General features: G+C 71.2%; 15 protein-coding genes. 6 read left to right on the forward strand and 9 right to left on the reverse strand.

Translation table 11 applies throughout. The features are described 5' to 3' along the window. Positions 1–155: 155 nt before the first annotated feature. Together ACTWP9_RS19275 and ACTWP9_RS19280 are read right to left on the reverse strand one after the other, a co-directional pair. Positions 156–2,234, reverse strand: a complete 2,079-nt coding sequence (locus ACTWP9_RS19275) for a helix-hairpin-helix domain-containing protein (protein WP_443247442.1) — start codon at positions 2,232–2,234, stop codon at positions 156–158. Next, the gene (locus ACTWP9_RS19280) at positions 2,231–3,289 is read right to left on the reverse strand and encodes an aldo/keto reductase (protein ID WP_443247443.1); all 1,059 of its coding nucleotides are present in this window, start codon (positions 3,287–3,289) and stop codon (positions 2,231–2,233) included. The genes ACTWP9_RS19275 and ACTWP9_RS19280 overlap by 4 nt, the downstream gene beginning before the upstream one ends. 86 nt (positions 3,290–3,375) lie before the next feature. Between ACTWP9_RS19280 and ACTWP9_RS19285 the strand changes: the two genes are divergently transcribed. Further along, positions 3,376–4,428, forward strand: coding sequence for an LLM class F420-dependent oxidoreductase (locus tag ACTWP9_RS19285; protein WP_443247500.1), 1,053 nt, complete (start codon positions 3,376–3,378; stop codon positions 4,426–4,428). A gap of 309 nt (positions 4,429–4,737) precedes the next feature. Continuing rightward, positions 4,738–5,529 carry a ferritin-like domain-containing protein gene (locus ACTWP9_RS19290; protein WP_443247444.1) on the forward strand — a complete coding sequence of 264 codons (792 nt, stop codon included), beginning with the start codon at positions 4,738–4,740 and terminating at the stop codon, positions 5,527–5,529. A gap of 15 nt (positions 5,530–5,544) precedes the next feature. Here the strand turns inward: ACTWP9_RS19290 and corA are convergent, their stop codons facing one another. Next, entirely contained in the window at positions 5,545–6,537 is a 993-nt protein-coding gene (corA, locus tag ACTWP9_RS19295; protein ID WP_443247501.1) for a magnesium/cobalt transporter CorA, read from the reverse strand. A 67-nt stretch (positions 6,538–6,604) separates the two neighbouring features. Here corA and ACTWP9_RS19300 point away from each other — a divergent pair, with 67 nt between their 5' ends. The 4 genes from ACTWP9_RS19300 (at position 6,605) to mshC (ending at position 10,220) form a co-directional block, all read left to right on the forward strand. Beyond that, positions 6,605–7,321 carry a histidine phosphatase family protein gene (locus ACTWP9_RS19300; protein WP_443247445.1) on the forward strand — a complete coding sequence of 239 codons (717 nt, stop codon included), beginning with the start codon at positions 6,605–6,607 and terminating at the stop codon, positions 7,319–7,321. A gap of 75 nt (positions 7,322–7,396) precedes the next feature. Continuing rightward, positions 7,397–7,987 carry a DUF3090 domain-containing protein gene (locus tag ACTWP9_RS19305; protein WP_443247446.1) on the forward strand — a complete coding sequence of 197 codons (591 nt, stop codon included), beginning with the start codon at positions 7,397–7,399 and terminating at the stop codon, positions 7,985–7,987. Beyond that, entirely contained in the window at positions 7,951–8,871 is a 921-nt protein-coding gene (locus ACTWP9_RS19310) for an SCO1664 family protein (RefSeq protein WP_443247447.1), read from the forward strand. Before ACTWP9_RS19305 ends, ACTWP9_RS19310 begins: the two co-directional genes overlap by 37 nt. Before the next feature lie 119 nt (positions 8,872–8,990). Beyond that, a complete protein-coding gene (gene mshC, locus ACTWP9_RS19315; RefSeq protein ID WP_443247448.1) occupies positions 8,991–10,220 on the forward strand; it encodes a cysteine--1-D-myo-inosityl 2-amino-2-deoxy-alpha-D-glucopyranoside ligase in 1,230 nt (409 codons plus the stop codon). Between the two features lie 172 nt (positions 10,221–10,392). On the opposite strand, the gene ACTWP9_RS19320 is transcribed toward mshC, so the two are convergent. The 6 genes from ACTWP9_RS19320 to ACTWP9_RS19345 form a co-directional block, all read right to left on the reverse strand. After that, positions 10,393–11,379 carry a PAC2 family protein gene (locus tag ACTWP9_RS19320; protein ID WP_443247449.1) on the reverse strand — a complete coding sequence of 329 codons (987 nt, stop codon included), beginning with the start codon at positions 11,377–11,379 and terminating at the stop codon, positions 10,393–10,395. A gap of 459 nt (positions 11,380–11,838) precedes the next feature. Continuing rightward, entirely contained in the window at positions 11,839–12,510 is a 672-nt protein-coding gene (locus ACTWP9_RS19325; protein ID WP_443247502.1) for a FadR/GntR family transcriptional regulator, read from the reverse strand. A 35-nt stretch (positions 12,511–12,545) separates the two neighbouring features. Beyond that, complete coding sequence (locus ACTWP9_RS19330) at positions 12,546–13,652, reverse strand: hypothetical protein (protein WP_443247450.1); 1,107 nt, start codon at positions 13,650–13,652, stop codon at positions 12,546–12,548. A 96-nt stretch (positions 13,653–13,748) separates the two neighbouring features. After that, the gene (locus tag ACTWP9_RS19335; protein WP_443247451.1) at positions 13,749–15,107 is read right to left on the reverse strand and encodes a hypothetical protein; all 1,359 of its coding nucleotides are present in this window, start codon (positions 15,105–15,107) and stop codon (positions 13,749–13,751) included. Positions 15,108–15,132: 25 nt separating this feature from the next. Next, positions 15,133–17,844: an ATP-binding protein gene (locus tag ACTWP9_RS19340; RefSeq protein WP_443247452.1), complete on the reverse strand. Its 2,712-nt coding sequence runs from the start codon at positions 17,842–17,844 to the stop codon at positions 15,133–15,135. Between the two features lie 288 nt (positions 17,845–18,132). Beyond that, positions 18,133–19,749, reverse strand: coding sequence for an FAD-dependent oxidoreductase (locus ACTWP9_RS19345; protein WP_443247453.1), 1,617 nt, complete (start codon positions 19,747–19,749; stop codon positions 18,133–18,135).

Consider the following 19,749-nt stretch of genomic DNA (forward strand, 5'->3'; position numbering starts at 1 on the left):
GGGGAGACGCGGGCAACCGAGGGATGCGACGGACTCGGTGGCGCCGATGGGAGGCCACCGGCCCGCCGCTTCCGTCGCGGCGACGCAGCGCGGCGCGGAAGCGGACAGCACAGGTGGCGCGTCGAGCGGCAATCCCCGGCCGCGGCGGGGGTGGCTCAGGCGCCGGGTTCCTCGTCTCCGCCGAACTCTGCCGTCCGCGCTGCCTCCGCCGCGCGGACGGATTCGGTCAGCAGGGTGCGCAGGCGCGTCGTCCGGTCCCCGGCGACGGCCGAGGCCACCGCGCGGGGCAGCGCGTCGCCCGCTCCGTGCACCACCGAAAGATGGCGCTCGCCACGGCTGAAGGCGGTGTAGACCCACTCCCGGGTGAGCGCCCCCGCGGCGTCACCCGGCAGTACCACGACGGCGGCGGGCCAGCGGATGCCCGCTGCCTGGTGGGCCGTCACCGCCCAGCCGTGCCGCACCGTTTCGGGGACCCGCTCGGGCGGGACCGTCACGCTGCGGCCGGCGCAGGTCAGATGGAGACCGCGGTCGTCGGCGGAGGTCACGGCGCCGACGCTCGTACGGCCGGGGGCGGGTGAGTAGGTGACCCGGTCGCCGGGGTCGAAGCCGCCGAAGCGGCCGGGGCCGGGATTGAGCCGTTCCTTGAGGGCGGCGTTCAACGCGCGCGTCCCCGCCGCGCCGCCGTGCCCCGGAGTGATCACCTGGGTCCCGGCGGACGGGATGGAGAGCGCCCGCGGCACCGAGTCCGCGACGAGCTGCACCGTGCGGTGCACGGCCTCGCCCGGGTCGGCGACGGGGACGATCACGACTTCCTTGCCCGGCGCCGCCACCTGGTTCAGCTCCCCGACGCCGATGCCCGAGACCAGCTCGCCCACCGGTCCCGGATCCGGGGTACGCGAGGCGACATGCGGGCAGTACTTGGCGGCCATCAGGTCCCGGAGCACCTGTCCGGGGCCCGCGGCGCCCAGCAGGCCCGGATCTCCGCTGAGCACCAGCCGGACCCCGTCCGGCAGGGATTCCAGCAGTGCGGCGGCCGTCTCCGCGTCGAGTTGCGGTGCGTCGCAGACCGCCACGAGATCGACGGCGAGCGCTCCTTCCCCGTCCCGGCCCGGCCCTTCCGCGTCCGCCAGCACTCCGGCGACGGTGGCGCAGCCCGCGCCCGGCCGTGCGTCCGCGCCCGCGTCAGCCCCCCGCTCCGCGGGGGTGTCGTCCGGGCCGGCGGCCGGGAGCTCCGGGAGGAGGCGTGCCATGCGGTCACGCCCGTCATCCGTATGGGTGAGGGCCCAGGCGCGCAGGCCGAGCCCCTGTGCGGCGGTGACCAGCGCGGCGATCTCGGCGCGGGATGCCTCGCCGCCCGTATGGGTGACCAGCCCGCTCCCGGCCACGGCATGGATCAGTTCGCGTGCGGAGGGGGAGGGGGCAGCCTCGGCCGCTGCCGCCCAGCCGGCGGCAGCCTCCCGATCCGAGGTTCCCTCCGCCTCGTGCGCCGCTCCCTCGTGCGCCGTGCCCGCTGGGCGGAAGGTGCCGGCGATGCGGGTCAGTCCGTCGGCCAGGCTCTCCTCCGCCAGCGCGTACCGGTCCAGCCCCACCAGGACGTTGACCGGGCGCTCCTCCTCCTCGGTGTCGCCTTCCTGCATGGCGGAGGGGGCCGGGCCCGCGTCCAGGGCGTCCTCGAAGACCAGCACCGCTCCCGCGTCGACGGCCTCCCGCACGGCCTCGTCCGGGTCAGGCACCGCGTGCTGGGCCAGGCCCCTGGCCAGCGCGTCCGGCGCCAGCACCGTGTCGCCCCGCAGTGCCGCGCGCTCCAGCAGCCGGACGACCAGCGCGACCGCCCGGCGTGGGTCACCGGGCCCCGCCTCGTCGCCGAGCAGGGCGCGGGCGAAACCGTCGGCCTGCTCGGGGCGCACCTCGGGGACCGCGAGCAGCTGCCATGGGTCGGTGCGCAGCAACTCGGCCGCGCCCTCGCCGAGCGTCTCCACCACGCGCCGCGCCAGCGCCTCGGGCGCCCCGCCCTCGACCAGCAGGGCCCGCACCTCGTCCGGGACGGTGACCGGTCCTGCCGCGCGCCCCTGCCCGGCGATCCCGGCGGGCCGGGCGGCCCCTCCCGGCTCGGCGGTCCGGGCGGGCTTGGCGGGGGCGGCCTTCGGCTCGGCGAAGAAGGAGGCGGCGGAGCGTTCGCCGCTCTCCACCGCGCGGACGGCCGCGAGGAGTTCGGCTGCCTTGTCGTTGCTCACAGCTCGCTCCAGTCTTGGTCGGGGTAGCGGTGCACGGGGGCCGAGACATCGTCCAGCGCCGCGCGGATTTCGTCTGGAAGACTAAGGCCCTCCACTGACAGAGCCTCCGCGAGCTGCTCCGATGTCCGTGCGCCGACGATCGGTGCCACCACCCCGGGCCGGTCGCGCACCCACGCCAGAGCCACCTGGAGCGGGGGCAGGGCGAGCCCGTCGGCTGCTATGGCCACCGCGTCCACGATCCGCCCCGCGGTCTCGTCCAGATACGGCTCGACGAACGGCGCCAGCCGCTCGGAGGCGCCGCGCGATCCGGCCGGCGGCGGGCCGGGCTGGCGGTACTTGCCGGTGAGCACGCCGCGGCCCAGCGGTGAGGACGGCAGCAGGCCGATGCCCAGGTCCCGTGCGGCGGGCAGCACCTCCCGTTCGATGCCGCGCTGGAGCAGCGAGTACTCCATCTGGGTACTGGCCAGCGGCTGCCGTCCCCCCGGTGCCGCAAGCTGCCAGGCGCCGGCCTTGGCGAGCTGCCAGCCGGAGTAGTTGGACACCCCGGCGTACCGGGCGCGACCACTGCTGACAGCCACGTCCAGCGCCTGGAGCGTCTCCTCGATCGGCGTGTACAGGTCGTACGCGTGCACCTGCCACAGGTCCACATGGTCGGTGCCCAGCCGGTCGAGGGAGGCGTCCAGCGCGGCCAGGAGGTGGCCGCGCGAGCAGTCGAAGCGGCGGTCGGGATCGGGCACGCTGCCCGCCTTGGTGGCGACGACCAGGTCGCGGCGCGGTACGTAGTCGCGCATCAGCCGGCCCAGCAGATACTCCGCCTCGCCGTCGCCGTACACGTCGGCCGTGTCCACGAGCGTGCCGCCCGCTTCCCAGAACGTCTTGAGCTGGTCGGCGGCGTTCTGGAAGTGCTGGTCGTGCTGCTCGTAGGTCTCGTGCCTGCCGCCGTGTCCCGTGCGGTCGGCCGCGCCGCTCACGCCGCCGCCGCGCGCCCAGCTGAGAGTGCCCAGTCCGATCCGGGATACGCGCAGGCCAGTGCGGCCGAGGTGCCTTCGCTCCATGGGCGTTGAGCGTAGTTGTGGCAGGCGTTAGAGTCCGGGGGTCAGGGACATTACTGATCAGTAAGGGAAGTGGGTGCGGGATGGGGATGCGACTGGGCATCAACCTCGGCTACTGGGGCGCCGGGATGGATGCGGACAACCTCGCCGTCGCACAGGAGGCCGACCGGCTCGGCTACGACGTGTGCTGGGCGGCCGAGGCGTACGGTTCGGACGCCGCGACCGTGCTCACCTGGGTGGCGGCCCACACCGAACAGATCGACGTGGCCGCCGGGATCTTCCAGATCCCGGCCCGGACCCCCGCCATGACCGCCATGACGGCCGCCACCCTCGACTCGCTCTCCGGCGGGCGCTTCCGACTCGGCCTCGGCGTCTCCGGACCGCAGGTGTCCGAGGGCTGGTACGGGGTGAAGTTCGACAAGCCACTCGCCCGCACCCGCGAGTACGTCGAGATCATCCGCCGTGCCATGTCCCGCGAGCGGCTGTCCTACGAGGGACAGCACTGGACGCTCCCGCTGCCCGGCGGTCCCGGCAAGCCGATCAAGCTGACCGTCCACCCGGAGCGCGAGGAGATCCCGCTCTACATCGCCGCCATCGGCCCCAAGAACCTGGAGCAGACCGGCGAGATCGCCAACGGTGCGCTGCTGGTCTTCTTCTCCCCGGAGCATGCCGAGGAGACCACCCTGCAGCACCTGCGCGCGGGCAGGGAGGCCGCGGGCAAGACCATGGACGGCTTCGATGTGTGCCCCACCGTCCCGATGGCCGTCGGCGACGACATCGACGCGCTCGCCGACCTCTTCCGCCCGTACACCGCGCTCTACGTCGGTGGCATGGGCAGCCGCAAGCAGAACTTCTACAACAAGCTCGCCCAGCGCATGGGCTACGAGAAGGAAGCCGCCGAGATCCAGGAGAAGTACCTGGGAGGCGACAAGGAGGGCGCCGCCGCCGCGATCCCGCGCCAGCTGATCGACTCCACCACCCTGATCGGCCCCGTCGAGCGGATGGCGGACCGGATGCGTGCCTACGCGGACGCCGGGGTGACGACGCTGTCGCTGTCCCCGGCCGGGTTCTCGCTGGAGGAGCGACTGGCCGGCCTGCGCGCCGGAGTCGAGGCGCTGGAGCGGGCCGGGCTCGCTTCCTAGGCGTATTGACTCGGGACGGGCGCGAAGACGGGCGCCCTCACAGAGGGCGCCCGTTAGGCGTAAGGCCCGGCCCGCAAGGCGTAACGCGCCTCGGAAGTCTGCGGCCGTGGTGGGGGCTCGGGGTCAACCCCGCCACGGCCGTCACGGAGCACAACGCGGCCCCGCCCGCCCGGTTACGCGGGCGGGCGGAACGCCTCCTGCTTTCGGCGCATATCGACTGCTCACCTGTTGCCCGTTCGCCTACACGGCATTTGACTCGTTCTTCTCGGATGTCGTGCTGTTCGGAACTCGTGCACGGAGGTGGCAGCGATGCTCTCGGCCAGGAGTCTGTTCCAGGAAATCCTCGACAACGACGAGTCCTTCCGGCTCTTCTGCTCCATCGCCGCCAGCGGCGAGGCCCAAGGCGGCTGGGAGAACGGCCGTATCGCCGCGCTGATCCCCGGGACCCAGCGCCACCTCGCACCCAAGATCGCCCGGCACGGTGCCGACGAGGACAAGCACGGCCGGATCTTCATGGCGCTGCTGAACAAGCGAGGTCTGGAGGCGGCCGAGATCCCCGACGACACCGACTACACGATGATCCTGGAGGGGCTGGGCGTCGGGCTGGCGCACGAGAAGCTGCGCCGCGACGAGCAGCTGACCGAGCACGACGTGCTCACCTACCTCGCCCACAGCCGGGTCACCGAACAGCGGGCCTCCGAGGAGATGATCATGCTCAAGAAGGTGGCGGGAGACCATCCGGAGCTCGGCCGCGCGGTGAAGATGATCTCCAAGGACGAGGACAACCACCTCGCGTACTGCCACGAGGAACTGCTGCACCTCGCCCGCGCCGGACACGCCCGCACCATCCGGGCGCTGCTGCGCGAGAGCGCGCTGGCCGAGATCAAGGTCTACCGCGACGTCAGCCTGGCCGTCATGAGCCGGATGGCCCGCATCCTGGGCTGGTCCGGGGTGAGGTACGGGCTCATCGCGCTGGGCATCCACGGCCGGTACGTAGGGGAGCGGCTGGGCGGCTGGCGCCGGATGGTCCGCCTGCGGATGCCCGAGCGGCGCAACGCGCTGGGCACCGGCCGGGCGGACACGGCGCCGGGGTACGCCTGAGGCCCACGTCGGGGCTCAGAACCAGTTGCGGCGCTTGAAGACGCGGAAGAGCACCACGCAGATCGTCGCCATCAGCAGGATCGTCGCCGGATAGCCCCAGACCCAGTGCAGCTCCGGCATGTGGTCGAAGTTCATGCCGTACACCCCCGCGATCGCTGTCGGCACGGCGAACATCGCGGCCCAGGCGGAGATCTTGCGCATGTCGTCGTTCTGGCGCACGCCCATCTGGGCGAGATACGCCGACAGAATGTCCGACAGCAGCCGGTCGATGGACTCCACCTGCTCGTTCACCCGTGACAGATGGTCGGCAACATCGCGGAAGAACAGCCGCGAGTCCTCGTGCACGAACGGCACCCCCGACCCCGTCAGCCGGGTCACCGGATCCGTCAGTGGCACCGTCGCCCGGCGGAACTCCAGCGCGCGCCGCTTGAACTCGTAGATCCGGCTCACCATGTCCGGCGCCTGGCTGCTCTCCCGGGAGAAGAGACCGGCCTCCAGATCGTCCAGGGCCGTCAGGAGCGCTGCCGCAACCTCCAAGTAGTGGTCCACGACGGTGTCGCTGACCGCATACATCACCGCCGTCGGGCCGTGCCGCAGCACGCCCGGCTCGTCCTCGAGCCGTCTGCGTACCGAGCCCAGGGGGTTGGCCTCCCCGTGCCGTACGGTCACCACGAACGAGTCGCCTACGAAGACCATCAGCTCACCCGTGCTCAGCTGGCCGCTGTCCTCGTCGTACGCGACAGGCTTGAGCACCAGGAACAGCGAGTCCGCGTACACCTCCAGCTTCGGCCGCTGGTGGGCGTGGAGTGAGTCCTCCACCGCCAGCGGGTGCAGGCCGAAGGCATGGGTGACCCGGTCGAACTCCGCCTCCGTCGGCTCGTGCAGGCCGATCCACAAGAATGCGTCAGCCGCGGACCGGGCCTGGCGCAGCGCCTCTGAGAAGTCCTCCGGACGGTCCGCGCGCTGCCCGTTGCGGTAGAGCGCACAATCGACGATCACCTCTCGAATTCTTCCGCCCTCTGGCCGTCTCACAACCGGAGAGCGGCACCTGAGGCGGCTCGCTTAGGGTTGCGGCATGCCCACGCTGATCCTCGTACGCCACGGCAGGTCCACGGCGAACACCGACGGGCTGCTGGCCGGCCGCACACCGGGAGTCGCCCTGGACGAGCACGGCCGGCAGCAGGCGGCCGAGCTGCCAGGGCGGCTCCGGGACCTCCCGCTGGCCGCCGCCGTCAGCAGCCCGCTGCGCCGCTGCCAGGAGACCCTCAGGCCGCTGACCGCGGCCCGCCCCGAGCTGCCGCTGCACACCGAGGAGCGCATCACCGAGTGTGACTACGGCGACTGGTCGGGCCGCAAGCTCGCCGAGTTGAACGACGAACCCCTGATGGCCACCGTCCAGCGCCACCCCTCGGCCGCCGCCTTCCCGGGCGGCGAGTCGATGCGCGCCATGCAGGCCCGCGCGGTGGACGCCGTACGCGACTGGAACGCGCGTATCGAGGCGGAGCACGGCGCCGACGCCGTCTACCTGATGTGTTCGCACGGTGACCTCGTCAAATCGATCGTCGCGGACGCGCTCGGCATGCACCTCGATCTCTTCCAGCGGATATCCGTCGCCCCCTGCTCGGTCACGGCCATCGCCTACACCCCTCTGCGCCCTTTCCTGCTGCGGCTCGGCGACACCGGGGAGCTGGCCTCCCTCGCGCCACCGGACCGCACGGACGAAGAGGGCGACACTGGAAGTACTGGGGGAGGCACCGGGGAGGGGAACGCAACCGTGGGCGGAAGCGCCTGAGCACGATGATCGGAACGCACAGTAGGGTGCGGATGTCCGAAGCCACTCAATCCGTCGAACCCAACGGAGCAGAACGTGTCCCGTCAGGTATTTCTGTACGACCCGCCGGACCGGTTCGTCGCCGGTACCGTCGGTCTGCCTGGCCGCCGCACCTTCTTTCTCCAGGCCAGTGCAGGAGGCCGCACCACCAGTGTGGCCTTGGAGAAAGCGCAGGTCGAAGCGCTCGCCGAACGGATCGACGAACTCCTGGACGAGGTGGTGCGCCGCTCCGGCGGCAGCGCGCCCGTGCCCGCCGTCGCTCCCTCCGAGGTCGACGACACCGCGCCGCTGGAGACGCCGGTCGAGGAGGAGTTCCGGGTCGGCACCATGGCCCTTGCCTGGGACGGCGAGGGCGAGCGGATGGTCGTCGAGGCGCAGGCCATCGTGGAGCTGGAGCCCGGCGAGGACGAGGATCTGGCCGACGCCGAGGAACGGCTGCTGCAGGACGACGAGAACGGCCCCCCGATGCTCCGGGTGCGGATCAGCGGCAGCATGGCCCGCGCCTTCGCCAAGCGCGCGATGGAGGTCGTCAACGCAGGCCGTCCGCCGTGCCCGCTGTGCAGCCTGCCGCTCGACCCGGAGGGACACGTATGTCCGCGCCAGAACGGATACCGCCGGGGCGAATGAACGGCACACCACCCGGCAACGGCACGGCTCCGGCCGCCGAGGCCGCCCGCGAGCTGCTCGCGCAGGGCACCCTCACGGTGCACGGGCGGATCAGGGCGGCCTCGAACGCCGTACTGTTCGGCACCGTCGAGCACGAGGGCCGCAGCCTTCCCTGCGTCTACAAGCCCGTCGCCGGTGAGCGCCCGCTGTGGGACTTCCCCGACGGCAACCTCGCCCAGCGTGAAGTCGCGGCCTACGAGATCTCCCGCACCACCGGCTGGGACCTGATACCCGCCACTGTGCTGCGCGAGGGCCCGTACGGTACGGGCATGTGCCAGGCGTGGGTGGGGGAGCGGCCGGACGCCGAAGAGGACGCGGAGGACGCAGCGCCGGCGGAGGAGGACCCGTCGGCGGACGAGCCCGCGCCGCTGCTCGCCCTGGTCGACGGCGACGAGCCGGGCGAGGGCTGGAAGGCGGTCGGTTTCGCGGACGTGGGCGACGGTCGGACGGCGCTGCTCGTACACGCCGACGACCCCCGGCTGCGGCGGCTCGCCGTGCTCGACGCGGTGATCAACAACGGTGACCGCAAGGGCGGGCATCTGCTGCCCCGGCCGGATGGCGCGCTGTACGCCATCGATCACGGCGTCACCTTCCACGTGGACGACAAGCTGCGCACCCTGCTGTGGGGGTGGGCGGGTGAGGAGCTGACCGGCGAGGCCGTCGAGGCGCTGCGCGCGCTGTCCGCCGCGCTCTCCGAGGGGGCCCCGCTGGCCGTACGGCTCTCCCGGCTGCTGACCGAGGCCGAGGTCGAGGCCGCGCGCAAGAGGGTGGAGGCGCTGCTCAGCTCCGGGCGGCACCCGCTGCCGAGCGGCGAGTGGCCCGCGATCCCCTGGCCACCGGTCTAAGGCGTCACCGGTCCGGGCGGTGACGACCCAGACCGCCCCCCTCCGGGCGGCCACCCGGCCGGGCCGTACGGCGTCCATCCGGCCGGATACAGAACACAGGTCCGGGTTAGGCTCAAGGCATGCATGCCTGGCCCGCTACCGAGGTCCCCGTCCTGCCTGGACAGGGCCGCGACCTCGACATCCACGACACCGCGACCGGTGGCCGAGTGACCCTCACCCCCGGTCCTGTCGCCCGTATCTATGTGTGTGGCATCACCCCGTACGACGCCACCCACCTGGGGCACGCGGCGACCTACAACGCGTTCGACCTTGTGCAGCGCGTGTGGCTCGACACCAAGCGCCAGGTTCACTACATACAGAACGTCACCGATGTGGATGATCCGCTGCTGGAGCGGGCCGTCGCGACGAACATGGACTGGACGGCCCTCGCCGAACGCGAAACGGCGCTGTTCCGGGAGGACATGACGGCCCTTCGGATGCTGCCGCCGAAGCACTACATCGGTGCTGTGGAGTCCATTCCCACGATCGTTCCGCTGGTCGAGCGGCTGCGCGACATGGGCGCCGCCTATGAACTCGAGGGCGACATCTACTTCTCCGTCGAGTCCGACGCCCACTTCGGCAAGGTCTCGCGCTACGACGCCGAGACGATGCGGCTGCTGTCCGCCGAGCGCGGGGGCGACCCCGAGCGGCCCGGCAAGAAGAACCCGCTCGACCCGATGCTGTGGACGGCTGCCCGCGAGGGGGAGCCGCACTGGGACGGCGGCACCCTCGGCCCCGGGCGTCCCGGCTGGCACATCGAGTGTGTGGCCATCGCGCTGGAACACCTGGGTATGGGCTTCGACGTCCAGGGCGGCGGTTCCGATCTCGCCTTCCCGCACCACGAGATGGGCGCCTCGCACGCGCAGGCGCTGACCGGTGAGTTCCCCTTCGCCCAGACTTATGTGCACGCGGGGATGGTCGGGCTGGACGGCGAGAAGATGTCCAAGTCGAAGGGGAACCTCGTCTTCGTCTCCCAGCTGCGGAGGGACGGCGTCGATCCCGTCGCCATCCGGCTCGCTCTGCTGGCGCACCACTACCGCGCCGACTGGGAGTACACCGAGGCCGTGCTGGACGAGGCCAAGGAGCGCCTCGCCCGCTGGCGTTCGGCCGTCTCGCGGCCGGACGGTCCGCCCGCGGAGTCCATGCTGGAGTCCGTGCGGGTCGCCCTCGCGGACGACCTCGACGCCCCCGCGGCGCTGGCGGCGGTCGATGCCTGGGCGGAGGAGCAGAACTCGCGGGGCGGCACCGACGAGGGAGCGCCGGGGCTGGTCTCGCGGACGGTCGACGCCCTGCTGGGCGTGGCCCTCTAACTCGTCCCGCCGCAGCGCCTCTTCCCGCAACGGCTCCCGTCGCAACGGAACCTCTAAGCAGCAGTCCGGCGGTGCTGGTAACAGCGGCACCGCCGGACTGGTTTTACGGGTTCCAACCGTTGCGGCGGAGAAGGGCAGTGCGGCGCAGAAGGCTACTGCGGCGCAGAAAGGGCTACTCGTCGTCGTCCGGCTCCTCCGGGCGCGGCGGCTCACCGCCGGGCTTCGGCGGCGGGGGCGGCGGCTGTTGCCCCGGGTCCCGCAAATAGGGGGGAGTACCAGGCGTCGTCCCTCCCTCGGCGGAGCCGCCTCCGTCGCGGCGACGCAGATAGCGCTCGAACTCCTTCGCGATGGCTTCCCCCGACGCCTCCGGCAGTTCGGCGGTGTCCCGCGCCTCCTCCAGCGACTGCACGTACTCGGCGACTTCGCTGTCCTCCGCCGCGAGCTGGTCGACGCCGATCTGCCACGCGCGGGCGTCCTCGGGCAGCTCGCCCATCGGAATCCGGATCCCCAGCAGGTCCTCGAGCCGGTTGAGGAGGGCGAGCGTCGCCTTCGGATTGGGCGGCTGGGACACGTAGTGCGGTACGGCCGCCCACAGGCTGGCGGCCGGAACGCCTGCGTGGGTGCAGGCTTCCTGAAGGATGCCGACGATGCCGGTCGGGCCCTCGTACCGCGACTCCTCCAGATGCATCGTGCGGGCCAGGTCGGAGTCCGAGGTGACGCCGGTGACCGGAACGGGCCTGGTGTGCGGGGTGTCGCCGAGCAGCGCGCCCAGCACGACCACCAGCTCGACCCCCAGCTCGTGGGCGAAGCCCAGGATCTCGTTGCAGAACGAGCGCCACCGCATACTGGGCTCGATACCGCGTACGAGCACCAGATCGCGCCGCTTCCCCTTGCCGTCGGCGTCCTCCACGCGGACGACGGACAGCCGCGTGGTGGGCCAGGTGACCTTGCGGACACCGCCGTCCAGGAAGACCTGCGGGCGGTTCACCTGGAAGTCGTAGTAGTCCTCCGCGTCCAGCGCGGCGAAGACCTCGCCCTTCCACTCCTTCTCCAGGTGCGCGACCGCGGTTGAGGCGGCGTCTCCGGCGTCGTTCCAGCCTTCGAACGCGGCCACCATGACTGGGTCGACCAGCTCGGGAACCCCCTCCAGCTCGATCACCCAGCTCCTCCTTAACTTGCTGTCCTGGCTTGCCGGCGCCTGCCGCTGCCAGCCCTTTTCGTGCTGCTGCCGGCTCCTTTTCCGGGTACGGCTGCTGCCGTTCTGTGCGAGCCCCAGCCTATGCCGTGCCGGTGCCCGCCCCGCAGCCCCCGCACGCCCCCGAACGACAACCCGTGCGCCCCCCGGGCACCGGCTCTGGCCAGGGACCACCACGACAGGCCCCGGGACACCCCTGCCGCGGCAAACATACATCCGATGTATGAGCGGAGGTACTCCTCATCCTGCTGCTCGTCGCCCTCCGCGCGGCCGGCTTCGACGACCGCCCCGCCGCGCCGCCGTACCGACAACGCTGCCCGGGCGTACGGGATATCCGTACGCCCGGGCAGCGTGGGTCCGGCGCGGTGCCGCGACGGCAGCAAGCCGTTCGCCGGGCCGGCCCGCAGGTCGGCCGTCGGCGACTCACAGCGCCGAGCGCAGCCACTGTTCGATGCCGGCGATGTGCACCGTCGACCATGCGCGTGCCGCATCCGCATCGCGGGCGCGCAGGGCGGCGAGGATCTGCCGGTGCTCGTCCAGGGTGCGGCCGACGGTGTCCTCCTGCGTCAGCCCCCGCCACATCCGGGCCCGGGTGGTGGGTCCGGACAGGCCGTCCAGCAGGGAGCACAGTACGGAGTTACCGGAGGCGGCAACGATGCGGTGGTGGAACTCCAGGTCGGATTCGACCACTTCCTCCACGGACGGCTCCGGACCGAGCGCGTCCAGCTGGGACTCCAGCGCATCGAGCTCCGCCACCGGGATCCGGGGCCCCGCCAGCGCCGTGGCGGCGGGCTCCAGGATGCGGCGTACGGCCATGAACTCCAGGAGGGTGTCGTCGCGGTGGAAGTCCACCACGAAGCTCATCGCCTCCAGCAGCAGCTTCGGGTCCAGGCTGGTCACGTAGGTGCCGTCGCCCTGGCGTACGTCGAGCACGCGCATCAGCGACAGGGCACGGACCGCTTCCCGCAGCGAGTTTCGCGACAGGCCCAGTTCGGCGGCGAGTTCGTTCTCCTTGGGCAGCCGGTCGCCCGGGCCCAGCGCGCCCGAGACGATCATGCCCTTGATCTTCTCGATCGCCTCGTCGGTAACGGCCACGCGCTGTTTCCCGGAGACATCCGATGTCTGTTTGTTCATGGTGATCCGCCGTTCGTTGTGCCCCAGCCTCGGCGGTAGTCCCGCCAGTCCTTGTCCGTCGCCGCGAAGTCGACATAGAGGGCGACACCGAACCGGCTGCGCCTTTTGTCCTCGCGGCCCAGCCCCAGCCGCACCCCGCGCACCGCGGCGGCAACCGTCTCGGCCGAGGCGTGATGCCCCATGTCGTCCGTGTGGTAGAAGGGCAGCCCCATCAGCACATCCACCCCCGCGGGTGCTACCTCCAGGGCCAGCGCCGTCTGCTGCGCCACATAGCCGCCGTACAGGCTCTCCGCGGGCAGCGCGGTGTCGTACGACATCACCGCGATCTGGTCCACCCGCCGTGCGACCTTGCCGAAGTACTCCTGCGACCACCACTTGCCGCGCCCGGCGACCGTGCCGGAGACATGGTGCAGTCCCGGCAGCGGATCAATTTGGTGCACGGCCACGGACAGCAGCCCGCCCCGCGCGTGGACGGCCGGGCGGAGCCGGTCCAGGAGCCGCAGATAGTCGCCGTTGTCCGAATGCAGCGGCTCCAGGTCGAAGTGCACCCCGTCGAAGCCCGCGTCCAGCATCTGCCGCGCGCTCGCCACCACCGCCCGCCGCGCCGCACCGTCGGCCAGCCGCAGCCCGCCGCGCTCGCCCTTCTCGTAGACGAGCCGGTCGCCGAGCCACGCCTGCACCCGCACCCCGGGCAGCTCCCGCTCGACCGCGTCCAGCAGCCACTTGGCGCGGGGGTAGCGCTTCGACGGGAGGGTACCGTCGTGCTCCAACGGGCCGGCGTGGACGTACAGATCGCGGATCCCGGTGCCCGCCATCCGCCGCTTGAGAGCCTTGAGATCGGACTCGTCCCTGCGCCCGTCCACCCAGGCATGCCCGAGCCATATCGCGTCCCGCCCACGGGTGCGTGCGTCCGCATGCGGCTCACCCGCGTAGGAGACGCGGAGCGCCGTCGCCGCGCCCGTCACCGGCAGGACGACCAGCACCACGAGCGCGAGCGCCGCCCAGCCCACGGCCCGCCGCGCCCGTGTCCGGCCGGGCATCCGCAGCCTCACCCGCAGCCGCCGCACCCCCGGCCCCGAACGCCTTACATTTTCCCCGTTCATGCCAAGGACAGTGTCACGCCCCAAGGCCCGACCGAACCGGAGGGGACAAGCCCGTTACGAAGCTGCCGAACTGGTGATCGTCTCAGGATGAACGTTTCAATCGGTCGCTGGGCTGCCCAGCCGTTCGTACTCGCTCCTGAGCTCGGCTGCGGCGCGGCGGCCGGGTTCTCCGCTGAGTGCCAGGGATCCCTGGAGCCACGCGCGGTCTCCTCGGGGCACCTGCCCCCGCCCGGCCTGCGCCAGTTCCTCGGGGCTGAAGGGGCGGGCCAGCGGTAGCGCGGAGCGTCCGACGGGATCGGAATCGAAGGGGTAGGCCCCCCAGGCGGCTGCCTCCTCGTACTCGGGGAACAGCCAGAACTCCCTCAGGACCTGAGCCAGCACCGGCCGGACCTCTTCGGCGGAAGTCAGCGTTTCGGCGGAGGCCGACGAGAGCAGTCCGGCGAGCGCGGCGGCGAAAGCACGCACTGTGTCGCGGCAGACGACGAAGCCCCATCGCGATACGGCAGCGTTCGTCTCCTCCAGCTCCGCGACCACCTTTCCCGAGTCCGCACGCCGGTAGCCCGACACGATGCTGTGGTCGGACATGCAGAAGGTTTCCACAATGTATGGAACATCCGGAACCCGCCATCGCGTCCCGGGTTCACCTGCAGTGCTGTACATGTAGGGGCTCAGGTGGGCCAGGTCGACACCCCCTGTGGCCCGATGCTCGTGCCCCCAGAAGTAGACGTGCGGGAGCGGCAGTTCCGCGTCGGCGAGCACCGTGTGCAGGGCCCCCACCATCCGCCCCGTCCACCCGGCGTCGACCAGCCCTGTTGTGGCCGAGGCCATTCCCTCCTGATCGGCGTACTCCCGAACCAGACGGCGCATACGCTCGATTCGCGGGGCCGCAGCCTGGGCTATTTCGGGCTGGGCGACGAACCGGCGCAGCGCCGCGTTCTGCTTCGGACAGTCGGCCCTGGCATCCGGCTCGCGGGAAGCACCGACGCGGTCCAGCACTCCGGCCGCGTCGTCCGGGTCGAGACCGAGCCGCGCACACACGTCCGCCGCGTTGGAACGGATGAAGCTGTTGAAGAGCCAGTCGGCATCCGCCAGCTGTGATGCGTCGGAGGCGGCCAGGCTCCACGTACGACGGCTGCTGTACACATAGCGCAGCTCGGGCAAGCCGTCCCGGGCGGGGAGGGCGGGGAGCAGCGTTCCGGCGATCTCGTGGAGGACCTGGGCGTCCCTGGAGAGGAAGCACAGCTTTCCGAGCTCTCGCGTACGGGCCTGTTCCAGCACCCACAGCACGTAGCCGGACAGCAGGGGAGCCGCGACACCGGCCGCGACGTCGCGGATTGCTTCCTCTTCCGGGCCGCGTACGGCAACTGCGTCCCGGGCGGCGCGCGAAGCCTCGGACATCGCCGCTGCCAATCCGCCGTGCAGGTGCAACGTGCGCTCGTAGCGTGTCTGCTTCACTGCGTTCCTTCCCCGGCTTCCGCTCTCACCAGGCGGCAAGCCACTGCGCACACTCACTGTCGTCCTCCGCACCGTGCCGACGGCATTCCGCGTAGGCCCGCCGACGGGTCTCACGCCACTGGGCATCGCCCTGAGCCTTGAGAGCCTCGGCGGATCTCGCCAGGGCGCGGGCTGCCCAGATGTGTTCGCCCATCTCCAGGAAGGCGGCACGTGCTTCGTCGAACGCAGTGCAGGCGGCCGGCCATTCGCGTCGCTGGAGGTGAAGCTGGCCGCTGCTGTAGCGGACGCGGGCGTCACCTTGTGGGTATCCCATGGTCCGGTAGATGGACGAAGCCTCGGCGAGGTGGGAGGCGGCCTGCTCCCCGTCCCCTTCCCGGCGCAGGGTGTCGGCCAGGCTGATGTGCGTTCGTGCCTCCCACCGGTGGTCCCCGAGGACCCGGAAGATCCGCAGCGCCTCTTCCAGACTCCGCAGCGACTCCGCCGGTTGCCCTGCCCGGCGGTGGTTGTCCCCGAGATTGCGCAGGGTCACGGCGATGCCCCGTCGGTCGAGGAGGGACTCGAAAATGTCGAGGGCCTCACGCAGCGTTGCCGTCGCCCGGTCCGTGTCGCCCATGTTCCGCCAGAGAACCCCCATGTGACGCAGCGCGCGGGCTTCCCAGCGGCGGTCTCCCTCCTGCCGCAGTACGGCCAGCCCGTCCGCGTACAGCCGCTCGGCTTCGCGATACCGGCACTGGTCCCGGTGGAGAATGCCGAACCGGATCCGGGCCTTGGCTGCGACTGCCCTGTCGTCCGCGCTGTCGTAGAGCTGGACGCATTCGGTGAAGCAGTCGAAGGACTCCTGCCACCGGCCGCTGCCGCGGTACAGATCCCCCAGGCCGTTGAGGGCCCACGCTGTTCTGCGGTCCATGCGGTTGGCGCGGAAGACGGCGAGGGCGTTCCGGAAGCACTCGATGCCCTCGGTCAGCTGCCCGGTGTAGCGATAGGTGTCTCCCAGTACCCCGTTGGCAACGGCAGCGCCCAGATCGTCGCCGAGTTGCTCGTGCAGCGCGATCGCGGCCGTCAGTTCGCGTACCGCAGGTTCGTAATCTCCCCTGTCCCGGTGGAGGGAGCCCAGTGCGCGGCGCAGATCGGCCTCGGCCGCCACGGTCGCATCGGCGATGGCGGCGGTCAGCCCCGCCTGCAGCGCCGCTGTCCAGTCCTCCCAGTCCGTGGGCTCGCACGGAAGCGTGGCAATCACCTGGGCCAGCCGCCATGCGCGCCCCTCCAGGTTGTGCTCCACCGCCAGCCCCACGGCGTTCAGATAGGTGGAGCGTTCCGAGCGGAGCCACCCCTTCGGGTCAGCCCGCAGTGTCTCGGGCGCTGGGGGAGCGGAGGAGGTTTCCGGAACGGCACCGGGCTTCACCCGGGAGGCGGCGTATGTCGTCAGCGTGATGTACAGGTCGATGAGACGTGCCGCGGCGCTGCGGCGGGCTTCCGGCGCCTCCTCTTCGGCGAGCCGCTCCTGGGCGAAGACCCGCAGCAGATCGTGCAGCCGGTATCGGTAGGTGCCGTACCGGTCGGTCTCGGCGACCTCCACCAGTTCGAAGTCGGTGAGCTGCTCCAGACTCTCGGCAGCTTCCTCGACCGGCACATCGGCCAGCGCCGCCAAGGTGACGGGAGAGAAGACCTGCGCCTTCACCGTGCCGAGGAGCCGGAAGGCACGCCGCAGCGATGCGTCGCAGCCGTGGTAGCTGAGGGCGAAGTTGGCCCGCACTGCCAGGTCACCGGCTTTGAGGAGGTCCAGTCGGCCGGTCTCGTCCCGCAGCCGGGTGGCGAAAGCGGCGAGCTGCTCCATCGGCCGGGCCGAGAGCCGTGCACCGGCGATACGCAGTGCGAGCGGGAGATGCCCGCACAACTGGGCTATCTCCCGGGCCGGTTCCGGTTCGGCGGAGACGCGTTCCCTGCCGACGATCGCCTTGAGGAGATCCACACTGTGGTCGCTCCGCATGATCTCGACCGGCTGGATGTGCGCCCCGGCCAGGCCGATCAGCCGCGTCCGGCTGGTGATGAGGACGGCGCAGTCGGGATTGCCCGGCAGGAGAGGGCGGACCTGCGCCTCGTTGCGTGCGTTGTCGAGTACGAGGAGCACTCGCCGCTCGGCGAGTTGGGCGCGGTAGATGCGGGCCCGGTCTTCGGGGTTCTCGGGGATGCTCTGGGGCTCGACGCCCATCTCGCTCAGGAACCGGGTCAGCACTTCACCGGGACGCAACGGCTGGGCTTCGGCGCCCCTGAGGTCCACGTATATCTGCCCGTCCGGGAAGTGCGCGCGGACGCGATGGGCGACGTGCAGGGCAAGGGTCGTCTTGCCGACGCCCCCTTTCCCGTACAAGGTCACCAGCGGCAGGGCGGTGCCGCTGTCCCGGGACACCAACTGCTCGGCAAGCGCCGCAGCCTGGTCGTAGTGCCCGGTGAAATCCTCGATGTCCGGCGGAAGCTGAAAGAGGTTTCCGGTGCCCGGCAGATTGCGGGAGCTGCTGCTGCGGAGCTGCGGAAGCCTGGTCTGCTGCTGTATCTGCGTCTTGACCTGCCAGTAGGCCAGCCCGCCTGAGAGGAGTGCTGCTGTCGAGGCCAGAGCCAGCCGGGTCGAGCCGATGGCCGGGGAGTCCAGCCCGGCGACGATGCCGAAGAAGATCGCGGCGGCAGTGCCGAGGAAGGCGGCATAGGGAACGAGTGACCGCAACCGTGGAGTTGTCGTCACAGAAGTCGGCTCCGCTCGTTCGCACCGGGATACGCGTTGATCAAAGGCGCCCTCGCCCGGGCGGCCGGGGCTACCGGGGACTGGAGAATCATAGGAGCTCATCTGTCCTACGGCCACCGGCATTTGAGGGCAGCGCCCCCTGTTGTGGGGGTTCGGCCGCGAATCCGATCGGACACGACGAAGGGGCGTACGCCGTGGTTGGCGTACGCCCCTTCAGATGGCTCTCCCGGTCGGTGCTTTTGGCCGGGCGGGCTGCTCCGGGCCGCGGTCCCGTGTGCTGTTGCGGGGTCAGTTCCGCTTGGCGAGCAGTTCTTCGATGCGGTTGCGGACCTCGTCGGTGTCCAGGCCGCGGATGGTCAGAGTGGTGCGGCGGCGGGCGACGTCGTCGACCGTCTCGGCCCACTCGTGGTCGCGGGCGTAGACGACCTGGGCCCAGATTTCCGGGCCGTCGGGGTGGATGCGTTCGCCCAGGGACGGGTCCTCGTTGACCAGGCGGGCGATGTCGAAGGAGAGCGAGCCGTAGTGGGTGGCCAGCTGGCGGGCGGTCAGCGGGTCCATACGGACGCCCGGTTCGCGGTCGACCAGCAGCCGGTGCGCGACCGCGTTGGGGTTGGCGATGCCGGGCAGCGGGGTGCGCCGCACCAGCTCCTTGACCGGCACTGTGCTTTCCATGGACGCCGCGAGGGCACCACCAGGCAGCTTCTCCAGCTTGTTCAGCACCGTACGGCCGATGTGCCGGTAGGTGGTCCACTTGCCGCCGGCGACCGACAGCATGCCGCCCTTGCCCTCGGTGACGACGGTCTCGCGCTTGGCGGACTCCACGCCGCCGGGGCCGCCCGGCAGTACGCGCAGCCCGGCGAAGGCGTACGTCATCAGGTCGCGGTCGAGGTCGGCGTCCCGTACCGAGAACGCGGCCTCGTCCAGGATCTGCTGGATGTCCGACTCGGTGGCCCGCACGTCCGCCGGGTCGCCGGTGTACTCCTCGTCCGTGGTGCCCAGCAGCAGCTGGTCCTCCCACGGCAGGGCGAAGGTGATGCGGTACTTGTCGATGGGGGTGGCCATTGCGGCCCGCCACGGCGACTTGCGCTTGAGCACCAGATGGGCGCCCTTGGACAGCCGGATGGAGGGCGCCGCACCGCTGTCCTCCATCGTGCGCAGGTGGTCCACCCAGGGGCCGGTCGCATTCAGCACCAGCCGCGCGTTGACGCCGAACTCCGTGCCGTCCGTCCGGTCCCGCAGCTCCGCACCGGTGACCCGGCCGCGGGTGAAGCGCAGCCCGGTGACCTCCGCGTGGTTGAGGACGACGGCACCCGACTCCACGGCGGCGCGGACGGTCATCACGGCCATCCGCGAGTCGTTCATCTGGTGGTCGTGGTAGACCGCGACGGCCTTGAGATTGTCCGTGCGCAGCGCCGGGTTGTCGGCGGCGGCCTTGGCGGGGGCCATGACCCGGCCGACGCCGTCACCGAAGGCGGACAGCGCCGAGTAGGCGAAGACACCGGCACCCAGCTTGGTGGCGCCGTGCGGGCCGCCCTTGTAGACGGGCAGGTAGAAGGTGAGCGGGTTGACCAGGTGCGGGGCCACGTCCTTGGCCAGCACCCGCCGCTCGTGGTGGTTCTCCGCGACGAGCTTGACCGCGCCGGTCTGCAGGTACCGCAGGCCGCCGTGCACCAGCTTCGAGGACGCGGAGGAGGTGGCACCGGCGAAGTCGCCGGCGTCCACCATGGCCACCCGCAGTCCCGACTGCGCCGCATGCCAGGCGACCGAGGTGCCCAGGATGCCGCCGCCTATGACCAGGAGGTCGTACGTCGCGTTTGCGAGCAGCCCTCTGGTCTCTGCGCGGCCAGGGTTGCTGCCGGCAGTCGGGTGCGTCCCGAGGGTGGGGACGCTCTGCGAGGTGTTCAT

The sequence above is a fragment of the Streptomyces sp. 3N207 genome (assembly GCF_052246355.1).
Lineage (GTDB): Bacteria > Actinomycetota > Actinomycetes > Streptomycetales > Streptomycetaceae > Streptomyces.

Bases quoted from the DNA above. Each gene is read 5' to 3' on its own strand.
- ACTWP9_RS19285 (WP_443247500.1), top strand. From the start codon at position 3,376: ATGCGACTGGGCATCAACCTCGGCTACTGGGGCGCCGGGATGGATGCG.
- ACTWP9_RS19280 (WP_443247443.1), bottom strand. From the start codon at position 3,289: ATGGAGCGAAGGCACCTCGGCCGCACTGGCCTGCGCGTATCCCGGATC.
- ACTWP9_RS19290 (WP_443247444.1), top strand. From the start codon at position 4,738: ATGCTCTCGGCCAGGAGTCTGTTCCAGGAAATCCTCGACAACGACGAG.
- ACTWP9_RS19345 (WP_443247453.1), bottom strand. From the start codon at position 19,749: ATGAACACCTCGCAGAGCGTCCCCACCCTCGGGACGCACCCGACTGCC.
- ACTWP9_RS19300 (WP_443247445.1), top strand. From the start codon at position 6,605: ATGCCCACGCTGATCCTCGTACGCCACGGCAGGTCCACGGCGAACACC.
- ACTWP9_RS19330 (WP_443247450.1), bottom strand. From the start codon at position 13,652: ATGAACGGGGAAAATGTAAGGCGTTCGGGGCCGGGGGTGCGGCGGCTG.
- ACTWP9_RS19310 (WP_443247447.1), top strand. From the start codon at position 7,951: ATGTCCGCGCCAGAACGGATACCGCCGGGGCGAATGAACGGCACACCA.
- mshC (WP_443247448.1), top strand. From the start codon at position 8,991: ATGCATGCCTGGCCCGCTACCGAGGTCCCCGTCCTGCCTGGACAGGGC.